General features: G+C 72.1%; 21 protein-coding genes, 1 tRNA gene, 1 pseudogene and 1 riboswitch. Of the genes and pseudogenes, 12 read left to right on the top strand and 11 right to left on the bottom strand.

Annotation, left to right across the window (positions count from 1 at the left end):
• Positions 1-432: hypothetical protein (locus AB0316_RS14650; protein ID WP_366273751.1), on the top strand; the 432-nt coding region annotated here is incomplete at its 5' end.
• A gap of 62 nt (positions 433-494) precedes the next feature.
• Here the strand turns inward: AB0316_RS14650 and AB0316_RS14645 are convergent.
• Positions 495-1,571 carry an MYXO-CTERM sorting domain-containing protein gene (locus AB0316_RS14645; RefSeq protein ID WP_366273750.1) on the bottom strand — a complete coding sequence of 359 codons (1,077 nt, stop codon included), beginning with the start codon at positions 1,569-1,571 and terminating at the stop codon, positions 495-497.
• 195 nt (positions 1,572-1,766) lie between these two features.
• On the opposite strand from AB0316_RS14645, the gene AB0316_RS14640 reads away from it, so the two are divergent.
• Positions 1,767-2,084, top strand: a complete 318-nt coding sequence (locus AB0316_RS14640; protein WP_366273749.1) for a hypothetical protein — start codon at positions 1,767-1,769, stop codon at positions 2,082-2,084.
• Positions 2,085-2,111: 27 nt separating this feature from the next.
• On the opposite strand, the gene AB0316_RS14635 is transcribed toward AB0316_RS14640, so the two are convergent.
• Positions 2,112-2,633, bottom strand: a complete 522-nt coding sequence (locus tag AB0316_RS14635) for an AAA family ATPase (RefSeq protein ID WP_366273748.1) — start codon at positions 2,631-2,633, stop codon at positions 2,112-2,114.
• Positions 2,634-2,698: 65 nt separating this feature from the next.
• Between AB0316_RS14635 and AB0316_RS14630 the strand changes: the two genes are divergently transcribed.
• The 3 genes and pseudogenes from AB0316_RS14630 to AB0316_RS14620 all read left to right on the top strand — a co-directional run bounded on the left by AB0316_RS14630 (position 2,699) and on the right by AB0316_RS14620 (position 4,791).
• Positions 2,699-3,115: a RidA family protein gene (locus AB0316_RS14630; protein ID WP_366273747.1), complete on the top strand. Its 417-nt coding sequence runs from the start codon at positions 2,699-2,701 to the stop codon at positions 3,113-3,115.
• A gap of 311 nt (positions 3,116-3,426) precedes the next feature.
• Positions 3,427-3,502 (top strand) — tRNA-Arg (locus tag AB0316_RS14625).
• Positions 3,503-3,613: 111 nt separating this feature from the next.
• Positions 3,614-4,791: pseudogene (locus AB0316_RS14620) on the top strand (IS481 family transposase).
• Between the two features lie 164 nt (positions 4,792-4,955).
• On the opposite strand, the gene AB0316_RS14615 reads toward AB0316_RS14620, so the two are convergent.
• Positions 4,956-5,345 (bottom strand): J domain-containing protein, encoded by a 390-nt coding sequence (locus tag AB0316_RS14615; RefSeq protein ID WP_366273746.1) that lies wholly within the window; start codon positions 5,343-5,345, stop codon positions 4,956-4,958.
• 238 nt (positions 5,346-5,583) lie between these two features.
• Positions 5,584-6,015: an HSP20 family small heat-shock protein gene (locus tag AB0316_RS14610; protein ID WP_366273768.1), complete on the bottom strand. Its 432-nt coding sequence runs from the start codon at positions 6,013-6,015 to the stop codon at positions 5,584-5,586.
• A 99-nt stretch (positions 6,016-6,114) separates the two neighbouring features.
• On the opposite strand from AB0316_RS14610, the gene AB0316_RS14605 reads away from it, so the two are divergent.
• The 3 genes from AB0316_RS14605 to AB0316_RS14595 all read left to right on the top strand — a co-directional run bounded on the left by AB0316_RS14605 (position 6,115) and on the right by AB0316_RS14595 (position 9,149).
• Positions 6,115-6,372 (top strand): hypothetical protein, encoded by a 258-nt coding sequence (locus AB0316_RS14605; protein WP_366273745.1) that lies wholly within the window; start codon positions 6,115-6,117, stop codon positions 6,370-6,372.
• A gap of 175 nt (positions 6,373-6,547) precedes the next feature.
• On the top strand, positions 6,548-8,764 hold the full coding sequence (locus AB0316_RS14600; RefSeq protein ID WP_366273744.1) for a SpoIIE family protein phosphatase: 2,217 nt from the start codon (positions 6,548-6,550) through the stop codon (positions 8,762-8,764).
• Positions 8,757-9,149 (top strand): STAS domain-containing protein, encoded by a 393-nt coding sequence (locus tag AB0316_RS14595; protein WP_366273743.1) that lies wholly within the window; start codon positions 8,757-8,759, stop codon positions 9,147-9,149. The genes AB0316_RS14600 and AB0316_RS14595 overlap by 8 nt, the downstream gene beginning before the upstream one ends.
• 63 nt (positions 9,150-9,212) lie before the next feature.
• Here AB0316_RS14595 and AB0316_RS14590 read toward each other — a convergent pair whose 3' ends face one another.
• The 4 genes from AB0316_RS14590 to AB0316_RS14575 form a co-directional block, all read right to left on the bottom strand.
• Positions 9,213-9,899 (bottom strand): DsbA family oxidoreductase, encoded by a 687-nt coding sequence (locus tag AB0316_RS14590; RefSeq protein ID WP_366273742.1) that lies wholly within the window; start codon positions 9,897-9,899, stop codon positions 9,213-9,215.
• A gap of 99 nt (positions 9,900-9,998) precedes the next feature.
• Complete coding sequence (locus AB0316_RS14585) at positions 9,999-10,805, bottom strand: C40 family peptidase (protein WP_366273741.1); 807 nt, start codon at positions 10,803-10,805, stop codon at positions 9,999-10,001.
• Positions 10,806-10,807: 2 nt separating this feature from the next.
• A riboswitch (cyclic di-AMP (ydaO/yuaA leader) is annotated at positions 10,808-10,973 on the bottom strand.
• A gap of 149 nt (positions 10,974-11,122) precedes the next feature.
• Entirely contained in the window at positions 11,123-11,818 is a 696-nt protein-coding gene (locus AB0316_RS14580; RefSeq protein WP_366273740.1) for an iron dependent repressor, metal binding and dimerization domain protein, read from the bottom strand.
• 29 nt (positions 11,819-11,847) lie between these two features.
• Positions 11,848-13,077 carry an MFS transporter gene (locus tag AB0316_RS14575; protein ID WP_366273739.1) on the bottom strand — a complete coding sequence of 410 codons (1,230 nt, stop codon included), beginning with the start codon at positions 13,075-13,077 and terminating at the stop codon, positions 11,848-11,850.
• Between the two features lie 67 nt (positions 13,078-13,144).
• On the opposite strand from AB0316_RS14575, the gene AB0316_RS14570 reads away from it, so the two are divergent.
• Positions 13,145-14,206, top strand: a complete 1,062-nt coding sequence (locus tag AB0316_RS14570) for a hypothetical protein (protein WP_366273738.1) — start codon at positions 13,145-13,147, stop codon at positions 14,204-14,206.
• Between the two features lie 188 nt (positions 14,207-14,394).
• Here the strand turns inward: AB0316_RS14570 and pdxH are convergent, their stop codons facing one another.
• Positions 14,395-15,129 carry a pyridoxamine 5'-phosphate oxidase gene (gene pdxH, locus AB0316_RS14565; RefSeq protein ID WP_366273737.1) on the bottom strand — a complete coding sequence of 245 codons (735 nt, stop codon included), beginning with the start codon at positions 15,127-15,129 and terminating at the stop codon, positions 14,395-14,397.
• A gap of 22 nt (positions 15,130-15,151) precedes the next feature.
• On the opposite strand from pdxH, the gene AB0316_RS14560 reads away from it, so the two are divergent.
• Positions 15,152-15,556, top strand: coding sequence for a hypothetical protein (locus tag AB0316_RS14560; RefSeq protein WP_366273736.1), 405 nt, complete (start codon positions 15,152-15,154; stop codon positions 15,554-15,556).
• Positions 15,557-15,566: 10 nt separating this feature from the next.
• Here the strand turns inward: AB0316_RS14560 and AB0316_RS14555 are convergent, their stop codons facing one another.
• Positions 15,567-16,193, bottom strand: coding sequence for a pentapeptide repeat-containing protein (locus AB0316_RS14555; RefSeq protein WP_366273735.1), 627 nt, complete (start codon positions 16,191-16,193; stop codon positions 15,567-15,569).
• Positions 16,194-16,287: 94 nt separating this feature from the next.
• Between AB0316_RS14555 and AB0316_RS14550 the strand changes: the two genes are divergently transcribed.
• Positions 16,288-17,409 carry a citrate synthase 2 gene (locus AB0316_RS14550; protein WP_366273734.1) on the top strand — a complete coding sequence of 374 codons (1,122 nt, stop codon included), beginning with the start codon at positions 16,288-16,290 and terminating at the stop codon, positions 17,407-17,409.
• A gap of 115 nt (positions 17,410-17,524) precedes the next feature.
• Here AB0316_RS14550 and AB0316_RS14545 read toward each other — a convergent pair whose 3' ends face one another.
• Positions 17,525-18,421, bottom strand: a complete 897-nt coding sequence (locus AB0316_RS14545) for a hypothetical protein (protein WP_366273733.1) — start codon at positions 18,419-18,421, stop codon at positions 17,525-17,527.
• Positions 18,422-18,570: 149 nt separating this feature from the next.
• Between AB0316_RS14545 and serC the strand changes: the two genes are divergently transcribed.
• The gene (serC, locus tag AB0316_RS14540) at positions 18,571-19,695 is read left to right on the top strand and encodes a phosphoserine transaminase (RefSeq protein WP_366273767.1); all 1,125 of its coding nucleotides are present in this window, start codon (positions 18,571-18,573) and stop codon (positions 19,693-19,695) included.
• Positions 19,696-19,821 lie beyond the last annotated feature (126 nt).

Raw genomic sequence — 19,821 nt, 5'->3', positions numbered from 1 at the left:
CTCAGCAGCCTCACCACCCTGCCCTCGAGCTACGACGTCACCACCCCCACCGGCGGCGGCACCGTCCCCACCTCCGGCAAGCAGTGGAACGCCGCGTACGACCTGTGGCTGGACAACTACGGCACCGAGGTCATGATCTGGAACAACTGGACCATGAACTGGCAGTACTGGTACCAGCAGTACGGCGGCGTCCAGGTCACCATCGACGGCATCGCCTACCACGCCTACCGCAACAGCGCCGGCACCGGACTGTGGTTCATCCGCGACACCGTCACCAACAAGGGCAGCGTCGACATCGCCCACGTCCTGCAGTGGGCCGTCTCCAAGGGCTGGCTGCGCTCCTCCCAGGTCCTCGGCGAGGTCGAGTACGGCTTCGAGGTCGCCTACACCGGCACGCCCACCACGTTCACGCTCAACAAGCTCACGCTCTGATCACGTGTGGAACCCGCCGCCCCCAGGGGGCGGCGGGTTCCACTACGTGGTCCTCGGCTTGATCAGCCGGCCGAGCGAGCACCCCGCAGCGCGGTGACCATCCGCCCCAGCCGGCGACGGCCGACGAGGGCGAGGGCGAGCAGCAGCCACGGCAGCGCCTGGGGCGCGTCGTGCGGCAGGATGCCGGCCGCGGTGGTGCGGGCGTCGAGGGACGTGCCGTCGGCGCCGCCCGGGGCGCAGGCCGCGCCGGACCCCTTGGCCGAGCCGTGGCCGGCGGCAGCGCCGGCGGCGCTGCTCTTCGAACCGGTCGGGCGGGCGGCAGTGCCGGCTCCCGCCGCGCCGCCATGGTTGCCAGCGGGGCTGCCGCCGACGACGTGGGCGGCCCCGGCCGGGCACGGGACGACGGCCTGCTGGAGGGGCACACCCGAGCGGGTCAGGGTCCGGATGAGCTCGGTGTCCAGCACGAGCACGCTGGCGTGGAGCGGCGCCTTCGGCGTGACGCGCACGCAGGCGCCGACGAGGCCGGAGACGGACGCGTCGAGGCCCGGGCTCTTCGGCACGGAGCCGCGCGGGCACTCGGCCAGGAGACCCGGAAGCGCTTGCACGACAGGCGCGCTCACGTTGTGGCCGGCGACGGTCAGGGTGGTGTTGGCGACGGCCGTGCCGCTGCCGGTCACCTGCGCGCACGCGGTCGCCAGCGGCGCGGCATTAACGCCGAGCTTCAGCACACCGCCGGGGCCGGCGCCCGGGACGGCGGTGGCCAGCGGCGTGCCGGCTGCCTTCGACTTGGCCGCGGCGAGGCCGGACTTGACCCCCGAGCCGACAGCTCCGAGCGACGGGGCTGACGGCGGCGCCGGCAGCGACGGGAGCGAGGTGGGCGAACCGGCCGGGAGCGGCGGGACGGCCGGCAACCCGGGCGACGTCGAGGACGTCAACGGAGCGGTGACCCGGCCGACGAGCCCCGAGACGCCCGGCAGGGTGGGAGCACCTGCAGCGGTCGGCGTGGACGACGTGACCGGCGAGGGAAGCGTCAGGGCCGAGCCCGTGGACGAGGCGACGACGGTGAGGCCAGCGGCGAGCACCACCGCGCAGCCGGCCACGGTGACGGAGGAGCGGACAGGCACGTGAGAGCGAGACATGGCGACCCGATTCGAGAGAAGTGCACAGCTACGACACCAGACGAAACGAGGCGAGCCGTTCATTGGTTACGCGTCAGTAGGCGCCGCCCGGCTCGGTCTCAGCGTCAAGGCCGTACGCCGAGCGAGATGCTGTCCTCGAACAGAATCCAGAGACAGGGGAAAGCGATGCGAACGGTGCAAGGACTGGTCGGGGCCATGATCGTGAGCGCCATGGTGTGCGCGGGATGCACCGCCGAGCAGTCGCCGTCGATGACCTCGACGGATGGAACCACGGCCGTGGAGCTGCCGACCCACTGCGGCATCCGCTACCTGCGGATCGGTGACGACTGGTTCGAGCGACTGGACGGACCGTTGGCCGAGGACGGGAATCCCCCATCCGGCTGGCGGAATCCGGCTCAGCCTGGGCGTGTGGTGCGGACCGGCGACCTGGCGACCTTCACCGACGATGCCGGGCACAGGGAGTCGTTCGAGAAGATGGCGCAGCCTCCGTCATCTGCCACGAACTGCGCGTGACGGGCTGGGCGACCCCCGTCGTGGTCGTCACTGGTTGAGCGCCTCGGCGATGAGCAGCGCAGCCTGTTTCGGCGTCTTGTCCGTGGTGTCGATGACCTCGGCCTCGTCGTGCAGCCAGGAGGCTGCGGCCTCGGCATACGCCTCGAGGTACTGCATGCGAAAGAGTGATGGCCCCAGCACCGTGTCGTCATTGATGCGTCGTCGCAGTGTCTCTGCGTCGGCGTGGAGCACGAAGTGGCGAACCGGTATGGAGTGGGCGGCCAGGCCCGCGCTGATCTCGCGCCAGTACTGCTCGACCAGCACGGTCATGGGCATCACCAGGGTGCCGCCGGTGTAGTCGAGGACGCGGCGAGCGGTTTCCACCACGAGCGGGCGCCATGGCGGCCAGTGCTGGAAGTTGTCCGTGTCGGGAAGCCCGGGCGTGACGTCCATGAGGGTCTCGCCGACCTTCTCTGCGTCGAGAATCCGTGTCTCCGGGATCAGCGGCTGAAGGAGCGCGCTGGTCGTCGTCTTGCCTGCCCCGTGGGTGCCGTTGAGCCATACGATCACGCCGACTGACACTAGCCGCAGTCGGTCGCCACTCCACTGGACCGTTCGTCGCTAGGTTCGACGACGTGACGCAACCAGACAGCACCGTCCGGCTGATCCGCTCGGACGCTCTGACCGATACCGCTCCCTACGCGTATGCCGCCACGACCACGGGGGCTGCCCGCCTCGTCTTCCTGGCGGGGTCCTGCCCGCTCGACGCGGAGGGTGCCACCGTGGCACCCGGGGACATCGCCGCCCAGGCACGGCAGTGCCTCACCAACCTCACCGCGGCGTTGGCGGCGGCTGACGCGACCATGCGGGACGTCATCTACACGCGCGTGCTCGTCGCCACGACGGCCCGTGAGGACCTCGTCGCCGCGTGGACCGTCGTGCACGACGCGTTCGCGGACCACGAGGTCCCGAGCACCCTGCAGGGCGTGACCGTGCTCGGCTATCCCGACCAGCTCGTCGAGATCGAGGCCGTCGCAGCCCTCGGCCTGTAGGAGAGGCGCTGCAGCCCTGCTGGTGCACCGCGTCACCGAGGCGCATGAGTCCTCTGCCACATCACCGCCGAGGGGACCTGCGCTTGGATGCCGCTTGCAGTGCAGTCGTGTCGCGTGCGAAGTCGCTGGCCTTGCCGTTCGCTCCTCACTGCTCCCGAGAGTGCCCTCCTGGCCGCCCAGAGTCCCCGTCGTCGTCGTGGCCGGCAGCCATGCGCCGGACCGCCGTGCCAGTCCAGTAACCTGTCACCCGTTGGCCTGCCCAGGAGGCCTCGTCACAGCGAGGTTTGCATCGAGGGTTTCAGCCATGCCCCGCCCTCGTAGCTCAGGGGATAGAGCACCGCTCTCCTAAAGCGGGTGTCGCAGGTTCGAATCCTGCCGGGGGCACCACACGCTTTGTATGGCTCCGCCTGATTGCTGACATTCGGGCTTCGGTTGATGCTTGACGATGTTCTGGCTGAGGGTTGACAGCTGCTTCGGTTGATCCTTGACGCTCTCCTGATGAAGGAGTTGAGCGTGGCCGAGCAACGGTACAAGGCGGTGCTGGCGGTCATCGGGGATGGCCGGCAGGTGTCCGAGGTGGCTGCGGCGTGGGGTGTCTCGAGGCAGACCCTGCATGCGTGGCTGTCGCGGTACGAGCGGGCTGGCTTGGAGGGGCTGGTCGACCGGTCGCATCGGCCGTTGAGCTGTCCGCATCAGATGGAGCCGGAGGTCGAGGTCGCGGTCCTGGAGGCGCGGCGTCGGCATCCGGGATGGGGCGCGCGGCGGATCGTGCACGAGCTGAAGCGGCAGGGACTGTCGGCGAGTGAGTCGGGCGTGTACCGGGCGCTGCGGCGGGCTGCGCTGATCGATCCGGCGGGTCGTCGTCGACGGCAACGGGAGTGGAAGCGGTGGGAACGGGCCCGCCCGAACGAGCTGTGGCAGCTCGATGTCGTGGGCGGGATCCTGCTGCGGGACGGCAGCACGCTCAAGTGCCTGACCGGGGTCGATGACTACTCCCGGTTCTGTGTCAGCGCCCGGCTGATGCCGCGGGAGCGGACCCAGCCGGTGTGTGACGCGTTCACCCTGGCTCTGAACACCTACGGGGTGCCCGAGCAGGTGCTGACCGACAACGGGAAGGTCTTCACCGGCCGGTTCAACACGCCACCGGTCGAGGTGCTCTTCGATGCGATCTGTCGCCGCAACGGCATCGAGCACCTGTTGACCAAGCCCCGCTCGCCGACCACGACCGGCAAGATCGAGCGGTTCCACCGCTCGCTGCGGGCCGAGTTCCTCAGCGAGGCGGTGTTCGACACCCTCGCCGATGCCCAGGCCCGTCTGGATGCCTGGGTGGCGGCCTACAACACGGACCGGCCCCACCAGGGCCTGGGCATGGACACCCCGGCGCACCGGTATGCCGGGGCACCCCGGCGGCCGGCGGCCGTGGAGCCGAATCGCAGCGGGCCCGAATGGGTCGCCCGGAAGGTCTCCACGGTCGGTGTGGTGTGCGTGTCCTGGGCCAGGTCTCGGTCGGCAAGCACCGCGCCGGGGAACGCTGCGACGTGCACGTCGGACCGGACACCTTACAGTTTTGGATCGGCAACGAGCTGCTGCGCACGGTCAAGCGCGAGAGCAGCGGCCCGGTCCGCAACAAGGCTCCGCTCGGGGGTGCCACGAGCAAGAACCGCACGAGACAATGACGACAACGAGTGTCAAGGATCAACCGACCCAGCGACGTCGTCCATCAACCGAAGGCCTACAGGGGCACCACACGCTTTTCTAAGCAGTGCGAGCAGGATTTCAGCGCCGGCGCCCCCGCCGCTCGCCTGGCCGGGCTGTTCATCCCGTCGGGCCACCGAGACTGCTAGCCACGATGCCAGCGCACGGGCCCGACGCGAATCGCCGGGCGTGCGACGCCAGCCGCCCGCTCGTCGTCGGCCCCCTCCCCGCGCTCACGGCGGCGCACCTCGATCTGGGCCCCGCGGGCCGACCCGTCGGCGCGCGAGCCTGAACGCAACCGGTCGTAGTCGGCACGCGTCTGCGGGTCCCCGAGCACGGCATACGCTCCGATGGCCCGCTGCAGCGCCCGGTCACCCTCGGCGGCGCCCTCGGCGGCGCCCCCACCCTCGCCACCTTCGCCCCGGGTGTCCGGGTGGTGGCGTCGCACCAGCGAGCGGTAGGCGCGCCGGATCTGCTCCTGGGTGGCGTCCGGAGCCACCCCGAGCACGGCATACAGGTCCGGCCGTCCGGTCATCGACGGCGAGTCCTCCCTGTCATGAAGGGTCCCGGCCGGTCGCGAGCGATCGGCCGGGACCGCGAACCATCTTCTCTTCCCATGACCCCGGCCGGTGCGAACCGATACGCCGTCAAGGCGTGGGCGTCGCGCTTCGAGCGTCAGGCGCGCGAGTTGCGAACGCACCGACCGGGGAGCTCCTTCGTCCGTCGACCTGTCCTGCGCCACCACCTGCCTTCCGGTGTCGCGTCACCCCCTGTCAGGCGCCGATGGCCTGCCGGTCCTCGGGGTTTGCGCTGATCTCGATCTTGCGGGGCTTGGCCTGTTCGGCGACGGGGATCGTCAGGGTCAGCACCCCGCCGTCGTAGGCGGCCTCGATGTGGTCGGTGTCGAGGTTGTCGCCGAGCACCAGCTGCCGGCTGAAGACGCCGAAGGGCCGCTCGGCGGCGATGAGCTGCTTCTCGTCGTAGCGCGGCCGCCGCTCGGCCTTGACCGTCACGACGTTGCGTTCGACGTCGAGGTCTATGCCGTCCGGGGCCACACCCGGGAGGTCGAACTCGACATGGAACGTGTCGCCGTCGCGCCAGGCGTCCATCGGCATGAGTGACGACCGGGCGTAGGAGCCGCCGGTGCCCAGCACCTGCTGGGTGAGTCGGTCCAGCTCTCGGAAGGGATCAGTGCGCATCAGCATCATGTTCACCTCCATCGTCTGCGTGATGCTCCTCGGAGGGCCACGATCGCCTCGTGCGATCTATGGCGTGCGCCATAGATTTCATATACCACTCGTGCCATGCTGAGACAAGAGGCCGTGACCGAGAAGGAGGAGCACGTGACCGCACCGCACCCCGACCACGACGACGTCCCCGAGGCCGACCTCCTCGAGCAGCAGGCGCCCGTCGACCCGCCCGCCGCGCCCGACGCCGAGGCCGTGTCGGACTCCTCCGACACCCTCCCCTCGGAGCCCGCCGACGAGGCGGACGAGGCCGACCGGCTCGAGCAGCACGAGGTCGTCCCGGGCGACGACGACGACTACCCCCGCGACGCGTAGGACCCGCGCCAAAGCACCCGAGGACGTATGCCGTGTGGCCGGACACACGGCATACGCCCCCGACCGTCCGCCTACCGGCCGAGCGGCTCTCGCCACGACCGCATTCCTCTCCTAGAGTCGTGCCCATGGCGGGGCGCGTGCAGCCGAACTGCTCCCAGCGATGACGGCGGGCGTGGTGACGACCGAGTCACCCTCGGACGCGGATGCGCCAGCCGGGTCCACACCCACGCGCCGCGTGGTGGTGGCGTTGGGGATCGGCGCCGCGTACTACCTGAGCGCCCGGCTGGGCCTGCGACTCTCGCTCGTGGGCAACGACGTCACCCCGCTCTGGCCACCGACCGGCGTCGCCGTCGCCGCGCTGCTCGTCTACGGACGTTCGATGTGGCCGGTGATCGCCGTGGCCGCCTTCGCCGTCAACGTCCCGATCAGTGCCGAACTGGCCGCCGCAGTCGGCATCGCGGTCGGCAACACCCTGGCCCCCGTGCTGGCCGTCACACTGCTTCGACGGGTGGGCTTCCGCAGGCAGCTCGACCGGCAGGCCGACGCGGTCGCCATCGTCTTCATCGGGGCCCTCGGCAGCATGCTGGTCAGCGCCACCATCGGGACCACGGTCCTCCTCGCATCCGGCTCGATCACCAGCGGTCAGGTGCCGACCACGCTCGCCGTCTGGTGGACGGGTGACGCCATGGGGGTGCTGGCGTTCACCCCCTTCCTGCTGTGTCTCCCACTCTTCCGCGAGCAGCGCTCGTGGGCGCCGCGCCAGTGGCTGCAAGCCGCAGTCGTCCTCGTGCTGACCACGGCCGCCGTGACCGCCGCAGCGTTGATGCGGCTGCCCGTGCTGTTCCTCTCCCTGCCGGTCCTCGGCTGGGCGGCGTGGCGACTCCAGCTGCGCGGTGCCGCACCCGCCGCCCTCGTGGCCTCCACGGTAACCACCTGGTCGGCGGCCGAGGGCCTCGGCCAGTTCGCCGGCCGGACCCTTCTCCAGCAGATGCTCATCCTGCAGGCCTTCAACGCCTGTGTCGCCCTCACCTCGTTCTTCCTCGCCGCGCTGGTGAGCGAGCGTGTGCAGGCGGCGGCCGCGCTCGCGACCGCCGCCGCCGAGCTCGAGCACCGGGTCGAGGAGCGCACCCGACAGCTCTCGGCCGCCAACGCCCGCCTGGTCCAGGAGATCGAGGAGCGCTCGCGGGCCCAGGAGCTGCTGAGCCACGAGGGGACCCGAGCCCGGCACGAGCACGACGTCGCCGAGACCCTGCAGCGCAGCCTCCTGCCCGACAGCCTCCCCCACGTGCCCGGGATCTCGCTCGCCGCCCGCTACGTGGCCGCGACGGACGACGTGCAGGTCTGCGGCGACTGGTACGACGTCGTGCAGCTGCCCGGCGGCCTCGTCGGGCTGGCGGTGGGCGACGTCGCCGGCCACGGCCTGCGGGCGGCTGCCACCATGGTCCAGGTCCGGATGGCCCTCCGCGCCTACGCCCTGCAGGACCCGTCCCCCAAGGCCGTGATGCGTGGCGTGCACCGGCTCGTCGCTCGCCTGCCCGAGCCGGAGATGGTGACCCTCGTCTATCTCGTGCTCGATCCGACGACCTGCGAGCTGAGGTGGACCAACGCCGGCCACCCGCCTCCGCTCGTCGTCGCCGACGGGGCGGCCACCCGCCTCTCCGAGGCTCTCGCCCCTCCGATCGGCGTCACACCGGACAGCTCGTTCACCGAGGACACGGCGATCCTGCCCCCCGGTGCGACCCTCCTGCTCTACACCGACGGCCTGGTCGAGCGGCGGGGCGCCTCGCTGCTCGACGGCATCGAACGCCTGACGACCGAGGTCTGCGCCGCCCCCGGCGAGGACAGTGAGGACGACCTCGAGACGCTCTGCGACCGCCTGCTGCACACCCTGCTCGACGACGCGCACGTCTCCGACGACGTCGCCGTCCTGGCCGTGCGCCAGCTGCCGACGGTGGACGGTGAGCTGCGTCTGCGCCTGCCCGCGGAGGCGCGCAACCTCGTGCAGCTCCGCAGCGCGATGCGCCGCTGGCTCGCCCGCGCCGGGGTGCCCGAGGAGCCGGCCGGCGAGGTGCTCGTCGCCTGTGGCGAGGCCTGCGCCAACGTCGTCCAGCACGCGTACAGCGGCGACCCGGCGCCCGGTGCACTCGCCGTCGAGGCGCGCCTGGAGGGCGGCACCCTGGAGATCGTGGTGGGTGACGAGGGCCGCTGGCGCCGGCCTGCCGAGCGCGGCGGCGGGTGGGGCCTGCAGCTGATCCACGCCCTCATGGACGAGGTCGTCGTCGAGCACACGGCAGACGGCACCACGGTGCGCCTGCGCCGGCGGATCCCGGTGGCCTCCCCCACGACCGGCGGGCCCGAGGCCCCGGGCGGGTCGGGGGCGTCCGGTGAGTGACCTCGCCAAGGTCGACACGGCCCGCGTGGGCACCACCGCGGTGGTCCGGGTCATCGGCGAGCTCGACCTGTCGAACGCGCGCGCCGTGACCGACGGGGTGAGCCACTCGGTCCCCGAGCAGGTCACCCTCGCCGTGCTCGACCTGACCGGCACGACCTTCCTCGACAGCGCCGCGGTCGCCTCCCTCTTCCGCCTCGCCGAGCGGCTGCGCGACCGCCGCCAGGAGCTGCGCCTCGTGGTCCCCCGCGCCGCTCCGATCCGCGCAGTCATCGAGCTGACCCGCCTCAGCCAGGTGGTCCCGGTCGACGAGGGCCCACCCGACCTGCTCGACACCGCGAGGGCGTATGCCGCCCTCCCGCCGTCCCCGGGTCAGGCGGCCCCGTAGCGGGCGCCGCCGTCACGTCATGCCGCCGCGGGCCGCCGTGACCCCGTCGGCCGACGGACCCCGTCAGACGGACTGCGTGGCGACGCCGCGAAGGAGGGCCAGGTAGTCGTCGACGGGCCTCACACCCGACAGGGCGGCATACCCGTTGGCCAGGACGAAGGGCGTGGAGGTGACCCCCATCGACCGCGCCTCGCGCTCGTCGGCACGCACCTGCTCGGCGTACTCGTCCGAGGCGAGGACGGCAGCCACCCGCCGCTCGTCGAGGCCGCACTCGGCGGCGAGGCGCTGGAGGACCTCGTGGTCGTCGATGGCCAGGCCCTCGCCGAAGTGGGCGGCGTGGAAGCGCTCGTCGGCGGCAGAGCGCAGGGCCGGCCCACCCATCTCACCGGCCAGGGCGCACAGCCGGTGAGCGTCGAAGGTGTTGGCCCGCACCGCACGGTCCCAGTCGAAGACGAGGTCGTCGGCCTGGGCCTCTTCGGACGCCTTGGCGTTCATCAGCCGCCCGGTTCCCGCGTCTCCCCCGCCGTAGCGCACCGACAGGTGCTCGCGCACCGGCACCGACCCGCCAACCGGGACGTCGGGGTCGAGCTCGAAGGCGCGCAGGCGCACCGTCACGTCGTGCGGACGCTCGAAGGCCGCGATGGCGGCCTGCAGACGGCGTTTGGCCACCCACGAGTAGGGGCAGACCAGGTCGCTCCAGAGGTCGAGCTCGATGTGGGTCGTGGACTCTGCGGCAGGCTGGACGGTCATCACGTCAGTCAACCACGGGCCACGGGACGAGCCGGGGAACGCGCTGTGCCCCCACCGCGATGCGGTGGGGGCACAGGGCGTGTGTGCGAGAGGCGGCGCTCAGAAGCGGCCGTAGCCGGACGGCGTGGTCCAGATCGAGTGGTTGCCGGTCGTGGTGCCGGGACGCTGCGCGTCGATCATGCGGCCGGGGCTGACGTAGATGCCGACGTGGTAGGCCGGCGAGCCGAAGAAGACCAGGTCACCGGGGCTCGGGCTGCTGACCCGGGTCGCCGCCGCCTGCTGCGCGGACGCCGTGCGCGGGATCGAGATGCCCGCCTGGCGGTAGACGTAGGAGGTGAAGCCCGAGCAGTCGAAGCCGGACGGGGTGGTGCCGCCGTAGACGTACGGGATGCCGAACAGCGACTGGGCGATGCCGACGATGCCGGAGGCGCTGGGGGCGGGAGCCGGAGCGGAGTCCGCAGCCGGGGCGGGGTTCAGGGCAACCCGCTCGGCGGAGCGCGACACCCGCTGCGAGGCGGCCTGGCGGTCCGCGGCGGCCTTGGTCGCAGCCTCCTCGGCGGCCTTCTGCTCGGCGCGCTGGGTCTTCACCGCGATGTCCTCGATGACGACCGGCGCGGCCTTGGCCTGCTTGAGCGCGGGCTTGGCGAAGCCGATGGCCGACAGGGCGTTGCCTGCCGTGAGGGTGCCGGCCGCGGGACCGACGGCGGCCGGGGCCGCCACGACGCTGCTCGATCCGTCGGCGGCGTTCGCCGTGCCGGCGAACGAGGCGACGAGTCCACCGGAGGCGGCCACGATGGCGGCACCCTTGACGGCGGGCTGGGCAGACTCCTTGGCGATCGTCTTCAGCTCCGCGAGCGCGCTGAAGCGACCGGGGGCGCGGTGGCGCCCGGGAACGTTCTGAGCCACGTTTGACCTCTCGACGCCGGCGAGGTGAGCTGTCGGGTTCGGGCTGGAGGTACTAGCCCGGCCTTCGCTCGGACCGATATCGGTCCACGGAGGGCTTCACCCCGAGGACGTCTCACGACGTCCGCAGAAAGTGGTTCCCCCGCTCCTGCCATGCGGTTCGTGCCGAGCCTCGGGTCGATGGCAGGACTAGGCGGTCCGACCCGGGGCACCTGCTCGACGGGGAGAGCAAGTGGGGCCAACCGTACCCAAGCACCCCATCGGTTGTCACGTTCAGGACACGGGAAGTCAAAGACTTTTCCGGGATCGCGTAAACGAGGTCAGGCGGCCTGGCAGAAGACGTGGACCGCGACGTCGTCGGGCAGCGACACCCCGGCGGACGGCTCGCCGCCCTCCCGGACTGCCAGGACGCGGCCTCCCTCGCGCACCACCTCGACCCGCGCGCCGGGCACGACACCGGCGCTGGTCAGCAGCGCGAGCGCCTCGGGATCGACCTGCACCGGCTCGCCGATGCGCCGGATCGTCACGACGGACGGGTCGTCGCCCACGACGGCAGCCAAGGTGCGCAGCCCGGCGAGGAAGTCCTGCTCCTGCTCCACGCCGAGCTCGGCCAGACCCGGGATCGGGTTGCCGTACGGCGACTCGAGGCCCTCCCCGATGAGGCCGAGGATCTTGCGCTCGACCTTCTCGGACATGACGTGCTCCCACCGGCAGGCCTCGTCGTGGGCGTACTCCCACTCGAGGCCGATGACGTCGACGAGGAGGCGCTCGGCGAGGCGGTGCTTGCGCATGACGCGGGTGGCCAGCAGGCGGCCGCGCTCGGACAGCTCCAGGTGACGGTCGCCCGTGACGGCGACGAGGCCGTCGCGCTCCATGCGCGCCACCGTCTGCGACACCGTGGGGCCCGAGTGGCCGAGACGCTCGGCGATGCGGGCGCGGAGGGGCACGATGCCCTCCTCCTCCAGCTCGAAGATGGTGCGGAGGTACATCTCGGTGGTGTCGATCAGGTCGGTCACGGTCATACCCTCTCAGAGTCGGGCAGCGGTCAGAGCCCGCCCGGCGCCGGTGCCCGGGTGGGGTCGTGTCGCGGCACCCAGATGCGCAGCCAGCCGGCCCCGACGAGGGCGCCCGCGCCGAGGACGACCGCGGACGCGCCGAGCGAGAGCACGGCGCTCAGCCCGGACAACGCCAACGGGCCCGCTGCCCTTCCCACGTCGGCGCACAGGCGCCAGCCGCCGAGGAACTGCGCCCGGCCGTCAGCCGGTGACGCGTCGGCGCCCAGGGTCATGATCAGTCCCGCGCCCAGGCCGTTGCCCAGCCCGAGCACCGACGCAGCCGCGGTGACGGCGACGAGGCTCGTGGCGAATGGCAGCACGGCCATCCCCAGCCCCAGCACGACCATGCTCGGCACCGCCGCCGCGACCCGGCCGTAGCGGTCCATCAACCACCCCGAGGGGTAGAAGAGCGCCATGTCGATGGCGCCGGCCACGCCGAAGACGAGCGAGGTCTGCGCGGGCGAGAAGCCCACCGACTCGGCCCAGAGCGGGATGAGCGCCTCCCGGATCGCACGGGCCCCGGCCACGCACATCGCGCCGGTGCCGAGCGTGAGCAGCACGTGGCGGTGCTGCAGCAGCACGGACGCCACGCTGCGCGGGACGCCGCGCCCGACGACCCGGTGCGCCTGCGCGGTGATGTCGGGGGCGAGGAGGACGAGGACGAAGGCGGCCGTGCTCGCGACCCCGCCGACGGCGTACGCCGACTCCGTCCCCCAGCGCACGATGACGAGCGAGCCGATGAACGGACCGACGAAGGAGCCGATGCGGTTGACCCCGCCGAGCGTCGACAGCGCCCGCGCGCGCATCGCGACCGGGACGGCCTCGGTCAGGTAGGCCTGCCGCGCGAGCCCGAAGAGGGAGCCGGCCAGCCCGACGACGAGCACGCCGGCGAAGAGCACGACAAGCCCGCCGGCCAGGGCGGCGAGCACCATCCCGACGGCCTCGACGACGGCCGCGATGAGCAGCGCCCGGCGCTCCCCGATGCGCGCGGCGAGCGCGCCCGAGGGCAGGTCGCCGAGGAGCTGACCCACGCCCAGCATGGCCACGAGCAGGGCGGCCGTCCCGACCGAGGCGCCCAGCTCGCGCGCCGACACGGCGACGATGGGCGTGACCGCGCCCGCACCCATCGAGCCGAGCAATGTCGGGCCGTACGCGGACAGCGCGATCGCGCGCAGGCTGCCGGCCCCCTGTCGCGGGCTCTCCGACTGAGTCTCGGTCACGCCACAGGACCCTAACGATCGGGTTACTCGGGTGGCCGCACCGCCGGGCCGTCGACAGCATGGGCGGGTGACTGGCGGCGAGGTGACGACCGAGACGGGGCCGGTGCTGCGATCGCGCACCGTGACCCTGCTGGTGCTCGCCGCCGCCGTGGCAGCCCTGCTGCTGGCGTCCGCGGCACCGATGGCCACGGCGGTCGTGGGCCTCATCCTCTTCGGGCTGCTCGGCGTCGTCCTCGAGCTCCGCTATCTCGTCGGCCGCTTCTCGGGGCTGTTGACCCGGCCGTTCCTCCACCTGCTCGCCGTGCTCGTCACCGGGGTGGCCGGCTGCAGGCTGATCGCCGGCGTGGCGCCTGGCTCGGGGCGGCTGGCCGAGATCGTCCTCGGCTGCGCGGTCCTCGGCGTCGCCGCGTACCACGGGCTCGCGGGCCGACGGCGGGTCGTGGCCTGGGCCGCGTTGGCCCCTGTGGCCGCCGCGTCATTGGCGTTCCCCTCCTACTACTTCCTCGTGCTCACGCACCTGCACCTGCTCGCGCCCCTGCTCTTCCTCTGGGACTGGTCGCGTCGCATCACCTCGCCGCGCGGGCGTCTCGCCTTCCGGGCCGTGCAGGTGCTCTGGGCCGTCGTCGTGCCCCTCGCCCTCCTCGCCGGCGCAGGGCGCTCGGGGTTCAGCGCCGACCCGGGCATCGTGCGCAGCGTCGTGGGTGACGGCCACTCCGTGCTGGCCTCGCTGGCTCCCCCTGGAACGAGCCCGGCGGTCGCCGTCCGGGTGCTGGTCGTGTTCGCCTTCGCCCAGTCGATGGGCTACGTCGTCTGGGTGGCGCTGTTTCCGCGGGTGGCCCCGGACGCCTCCGCGTCGTTCGAGGCGCGGGTCCCGTGGGCCACCCCTGCGCGGCTCTGGGCGGCCGGCTTCGTGGCTGCCGCTGTCCTGGCCGTGCTCTTCGGCGTGGACTTCGACCGCGGCAGGGCGCTGTACGCCGCCGTCGCGAGCTACGCGACCTACCTCGAGCTGGCGGTGCTGCTCCTCCTGGTCCTCGGAGGCGTCGCCGCGCCGCGTCGGTCCGGCACCGTCATCCGCCTGCCGACCGACCGGACGTACGCCACGGCGCAAGCTCGACGACATTCGGCGTAAATGGTCTTGCCGCCCCGCCACACCGCGACGTAACGTCGAAGGGTCGAGACCGAAGGGAGGTGATCCGAGAAGTGATTTCTTCCGGACCGTGTGAGGTGGCCACGCGATAGTCGCGCCCCATCCACACCAAGGATGAAGCAGGGCAGTCCGACCTCGTCGGACTGCCCTGTTCCCTGTCCCGCTCCAAGTCAGGGCTGCAGCCGCAGCCGCTCCCAGGCCGAGGCGTCCGCGAGGTCGCCCTCGCCCGTGCGGCGGAAGACGATGCGGTCGTGCAGGCGGTTGCGCCGACCGGCCCAGAACTCGACCTCGTCGCAGCGCACCCGCCAGCCGCCCCAGAAGTCCGGCACCGGCACGTCGTGTGCTCCCCCGGTGTCGGGGAAGCGTTCGAGCACCTCCTGCCACCGGCGCTCCAGCTCGGCCCGGTCGGCGGCGGGGCTCGACTGGTCCGACGCCCACGCCGACAGACGCGAGCCGTAGGGCCGCGAGTCGAAGTAGGCCTCGACCTCGTCCCGCTCGACGAGCTGCGCCGTGCCCCGGAAACGGATGGCGCGGTAGAGGGACGGCCACGTCAGGGCCGCCGCCACCCGGGGGTTCGCCCTGAGGTGCCGGCTCTTGGCCGAGTCGAGGTTGGTCACGAAGCCGGGTCCGCGCTCGTCGAAGAAGCGCATGAGCACGGTGCGCACGTCGGGGGCGCCGGAGGGGTCGACGGTCGCGACGGAGATCGCGGTGGGCTCGGGGACGTCCTCGCGCTCGGCCGCGGCGGCCACGGCGGCGTCGATCCACTCTCGCGCCTGCAGGAACGGGGAGTCGGAGACGTCGGACTCGACGAGCCCGTCGCCGGAGTAGTCGACGCGGCGTACGGCGGCGAGACCGTCCGGCGCACCGGCAGCGGCGGACGGTCGTCGGGAGGCTGGGGTGTCCATGAGGTCAGACTAGGGTTGGCCCATGGCAGGCAAGGGCAAGCTCGTGACCCAGACCCTCAAGCTCGGCATCAAGTACGGCCCCCAGATCTGGGTGGCCACCCAGGCACTGCGCGAGCCGGCCAAGGACGCCGTCAACAAGGCCGTCTCCAGCGAGCGTGCCCGACGGCTCGCGATGAGCCATGCGACCTCACTCACCGACGGCAGCATCCTCAAGGTCTACAAGGGCGACGCCGCCCACTGGCTCGTCTTCAACGGTGACGAGCCGGTCGCCGTGCACCCGGAGATCGACCTGCCCCTGACGACGCTCGCCGCCGGCGCGGACCTGACCAAGCGCATCCGCCCGCAGGACAGGCTCAGCGCCACCGACCGCGCCCGCGACGCCGCGGCCACGGCCCTGCGCCGGGGCAGGCCCAACCAGATCAACTGAGCTCGGGGAGTCAGTCCGCCACTCGGATGCCGAGCTCGGCGGCCAGCGCGTCGGCCAGGTCGATGACCTGCGTCCGGCTCAACGTCGCGCCCTTGAGGGCGGCGAGCCCCACCGGCGAACGGAGCGTGGCCCCGGAGAGGTCGAGGCCGGCATACGTCCCCCGGCCGAAGGTCGGCGCGACCAGCGTGCACCCCTCGAAGGTCAGCCCGTCGATGCTTGCCTCTTGAAGGTCGAGCTCCCCGACGACGCAGTCGACGAACGCGACGTCCTTGAGCCGGGCCCCACGGAGATTGAGGAAGTCCACCTTGCCGCCGCGGACCGTGACGTCGCGCCACGTCGAACTCCAGGCGGAGACCGCGGCGAGGCGGCAGCCCTCGACCGTGGTCTCGACGATGCTCGCCTCGGCGAGGTTCAGGCCCACGCCACCGACGCGCTCCCACTCGCACTCGGACCAGCGCGAGCCCGCCAGGTGCGCCTCGTCGAGCGTGGCACCGACGAGCGAGCACTCGAGGAAGGTGTGCCCCTCGGCGTGCGCGCCGGTGAAGTCGGTGCCCTCGAAGCGCACCCCGTCGTGATGTTGGTCTCGGGTGCTGAAAAGTGCGTCACCAAAGATCGTCTGGTCGGCGGCTGACGGCATACGGTGAGTCTGGCAGCCAGAGCCGACACGCGGGCCCTCGGCTGCCGCTGGGTCTCCACACCGCGGTGGTACCGCCTGGACAGCGAGGATCGACATGGCCGACAGCACGCCCGACCCCGACTTCAAGCCCGGCCTCGAGGGTGTCATCGCCTTCGAGTCCACCATCGCGGAGCCCGACAAGGAGGGCGGGGCGCTGCGCTATCGCGGCGTCGACATCAACGACCTCGTCGGGCACGTCGACTTCGCCCACGTGTGGGGCCTGCTCGTCGACAACGAGTTCGACCCGGGCCTGCCGCCCGCCGAGCCCTATCCGCTGCCCGTGCACACCGGGGACGTACGCGTCGACGTCCAGTCCGCGCTCGCCATGCTCGCGCCCGTGTGGGGTTTCAAGCCGACGCTCGACATCGACGCCGACGAGGTGCGCGACAACCTCGCCCGGGCCGCCGTCATGGCGCTGTCGTTCGTCGGCCAGTCCGCCCGCGGGCTCGACAAGCCGATGGTGCCGCAGAAGGAGGTCGACAAGGCCCGGACCATCACCGAGCGGTTCATGATCCGCTGGCGCGGCGAGCCCGACCCCAAGCACGTCGAGGCCGTCGACGCGTACTGGGTCTCGGCCGCCGAGCACGGCATGAACGCCTCGACCTTCACGGCCCGCGTCATCACCTCGACGGGCGCCGACGTTGCGGCCGCCCTGTCCGGCGCGGTCGGTGCCATGTCGGGTCCGCTGCACGGCGGGGCGCCCTCGCGGGTGCTCCACATGCTCGACGGCGTCGAGGAGCAGGGCGACGCGACGGCATACGTCAAGGGTGTCCTCGACCGCGGCGAGCGGCTGATGGGCTTCGGCCACCGCGTCTACCGGGCCGAGGACCCGCGGGCCCGCGTGCTGCGCGCGACGTGCGAGCGCCTCGGCGCCCCGCGTTACGAGGCGGCCGCCGCGCTCGAGAAGGCCGCGCTCGCCGAGCTGCAGGCCCGCCGCCCCGACCGGGTGCTCGCGACCAACGTCGAGTTCTGGGCGGCGGTCATCCTCGACTTCGCCGAGGTGCCGGCGTCGATGTTCACCCCGATGTTCACGTGCGCGCGCACGGCCGGCTGGTCGGCGCACATCCTCGAGCAGAAGAAGACCGGTCGGCTCATCCGGCCGTCGTCGCGCTACATCGGTGAGGGACCTCGCAAGCCCGAGGACGTCGCCGGGTGGACGCCCGACATCGCCCACTGAGCCAGCGCAGGAGTGCGCCTCCGCTCCGTAGGTGCGCGTCCGGCGCAGGAGTGCGCGTTGCAACGCGCACTCCTGCGGCGAGAGCGCACTTCCACACGGACCGGCCACCCCTGACTCACGCCGCCCAGCGCCGGGAGTCGGCCAGGGCCTGCTCCACCCGGCCCCGGATGAGCGGGATGTCATCGAGCTCTCGCCACACGTACCGGGCGAAGAACCAGCCCTTCCGGCGCATCGCGTCCTCGCGCCTCTTCTCCTCGAAGGCGGCTCCGCGGTCGACGTACTTCTCCGCACCATCAAACTCGACGAGCACCCGGGTGCCCTTGATGCGGAAGTCTGCGAACCTCGCGCCGAGGTCAGTCGCCACCTCGAACTGTGGGTCGAGGGCGTGCCCCAGCGCGCGCAACCGGTGGCCGATCACGCTCTCCCCCGGTGACCCGACACGGCGATCGGCCTCGCGCAGGATCGCCCGCACCGGGCCGATGCCGCGGCATCCTCCGAGCAGCCGGCACGCCGAGTCCAGCTCCTCCTCGGTCACGAGCCCACGCCGAAGGGCTGCGTCGGCCGCGACGAGGGCACTGAGCGGCACGCCCTCCAGCCCGGCCTGCACGATGCCCACCGCGGTCGGCACCCGGTCGGACAAGACGGCGACCGGCGGCAGGCCCGGCAGCGCGCGATGGATCTTCACGTCGTGGCCGTTGCGCGTGGGCCCGGGCCCACGGCGGGTCAGGTGGATGGTGCCGAGATCGAGGCGGTAGTCGGGAAGGCCCTGCGCGACCAGCAGGGACTGGTGACTGATCAGCGCCCGACCCCCGAACCGGTGCCAGGCCGCGACGGTGCGCAGCCAGTGGAGGTCACGGGCGTCGCGCACGGGGCGGACGGCATACCACCCGCGAAGCAGCGGCGTCAGGTCGCCGGCGCGCACGGCGGCAGCGATGGTGCCCGTTCCGCTCCCGGCTCTGGTGAGGCGGGCGGCGCTGACGACGTCACGGTCGGCGAGCTGCTCGAGGTCCATCGGACCAGCGTGGCCCGCGACGGTCCGTTCCCGCTGCGGGCCTGTGGACAACCCCTGCCGCCTGGCGCATCGGCGTCCAGAGACCGAGCACGGCTGTCCACCACGTGGGCACCGGGGTGAGAATGGGCGCCGTGACCGAAGCCCCCGCAGTGACCAAGCCCGTCTCGATCCCGGCCAAGCTGCTCCCGGCCGACGGACGCTTCGGCTCCGGGCCCTCCAAGGTGCGCCCCGAGCAGCTCGACCACCTCGCCTCGCTCGGCCGCACGGTCCTCGGCACCTCGCACCGCCAGGCGCCGGTCCGCCACCTCGTCGCCGGAGTACGCCAGGGCCTGCGTGACCTCTTCTCGCTGCCCGAGGACTACGAGATCGTCCTCGGCAACGGCGGCTCGACGGCGTTCTGGGACATCGTCGCCTTCGGCCTCGTACGTGAGCGCGCGCAGCACCTGGCGTTCGGTGAGTTCTCGAGCAAGTTCGCCTCGGTCACGCGCTCGGCCCCCTTCCTGGGCGAGCCGACGGTGGTCACAGCCGAGCCCGGCACGCTGGCGGCGCCCCACGCCGAGGCCGGCGTCGACGTGTATGCGTGGCCGCACAACGAGACCTCCACCGGGGTCATGGCGCCCGTGCGGCGGGTCGACGGCGCCGACGACGACGCGCTCGTGCTCATCGATGCGACGTCCGGAGCCGGTGGTCTGCCGGTCGACATCACGCAGGCCGACGTCTACTACTTCGCGCCGCAGAAGTGCTTCGCGTCCGACGGCGGCCTGTGGCTCGCGGCCTTCTCGCCCGCCGCCCTCGACCGCGTGGATGAGATCACCGCGTCGGGCCGGTGGGTCCCCGACTTCTTCAGCCTGCCGACGGCGATCGACAACTCCCGCAAGGACCAGACCTACAACACCCCCGCCATCAGCACGCTGGCCCTGCTCGACAGCCAACTGCAGTGGATGCTCGGCAACGGGGGCCTCGACTGGGCCGTCGCCCGCACGAAGGAGTCCTCGAGTCGTCTCTACGACTGGGCCGAGCAGACCCCCTGGACGAGCCCGTTCGTGGCCGACCCGGCCGCCCGGTCACAGGTCGTCGGCACCGTCGACTTCGACGAGTCCGTCGACGCCGCCGTCGTCGCCGCGACCCTGCGCGCCCACGGGATCGTCGACGTCGAGCCCTACCGCAAACTCGGCCGCAACCAGCTGCGCATCGCGATGTTCCCCGCCGTGGAGCCGGACGACGTCACCCGGCTGACGCAGGCCATCGACCACGTGGTCTCCCAGCTGGGCTGAGGCCCCACGGCCAGAAGGCGCGGCACCCGTAGGCGGGTCGCCGCGCCTTCTCGTATGCGTGTGCCGGGCGGGCGTGACCTTCGGGGTACGTGCCTCGTTGACCGTCCAGACCGCCAACGGGGGCGG

It is taken from the genome of Terrabacter sp. NPDC080008, from assembly GCF_040702505.1.
GTDB lineage: Bacteria > Actinomycetota > Actinomycetes > Actinomycetales > Dermatophilaceae > Terrabacter.
The sequence above is the reverse complement of the archived record's forward strand: the minus strand, read 5'-3'. Positions and strand labels throughout refer to the sequence as shown.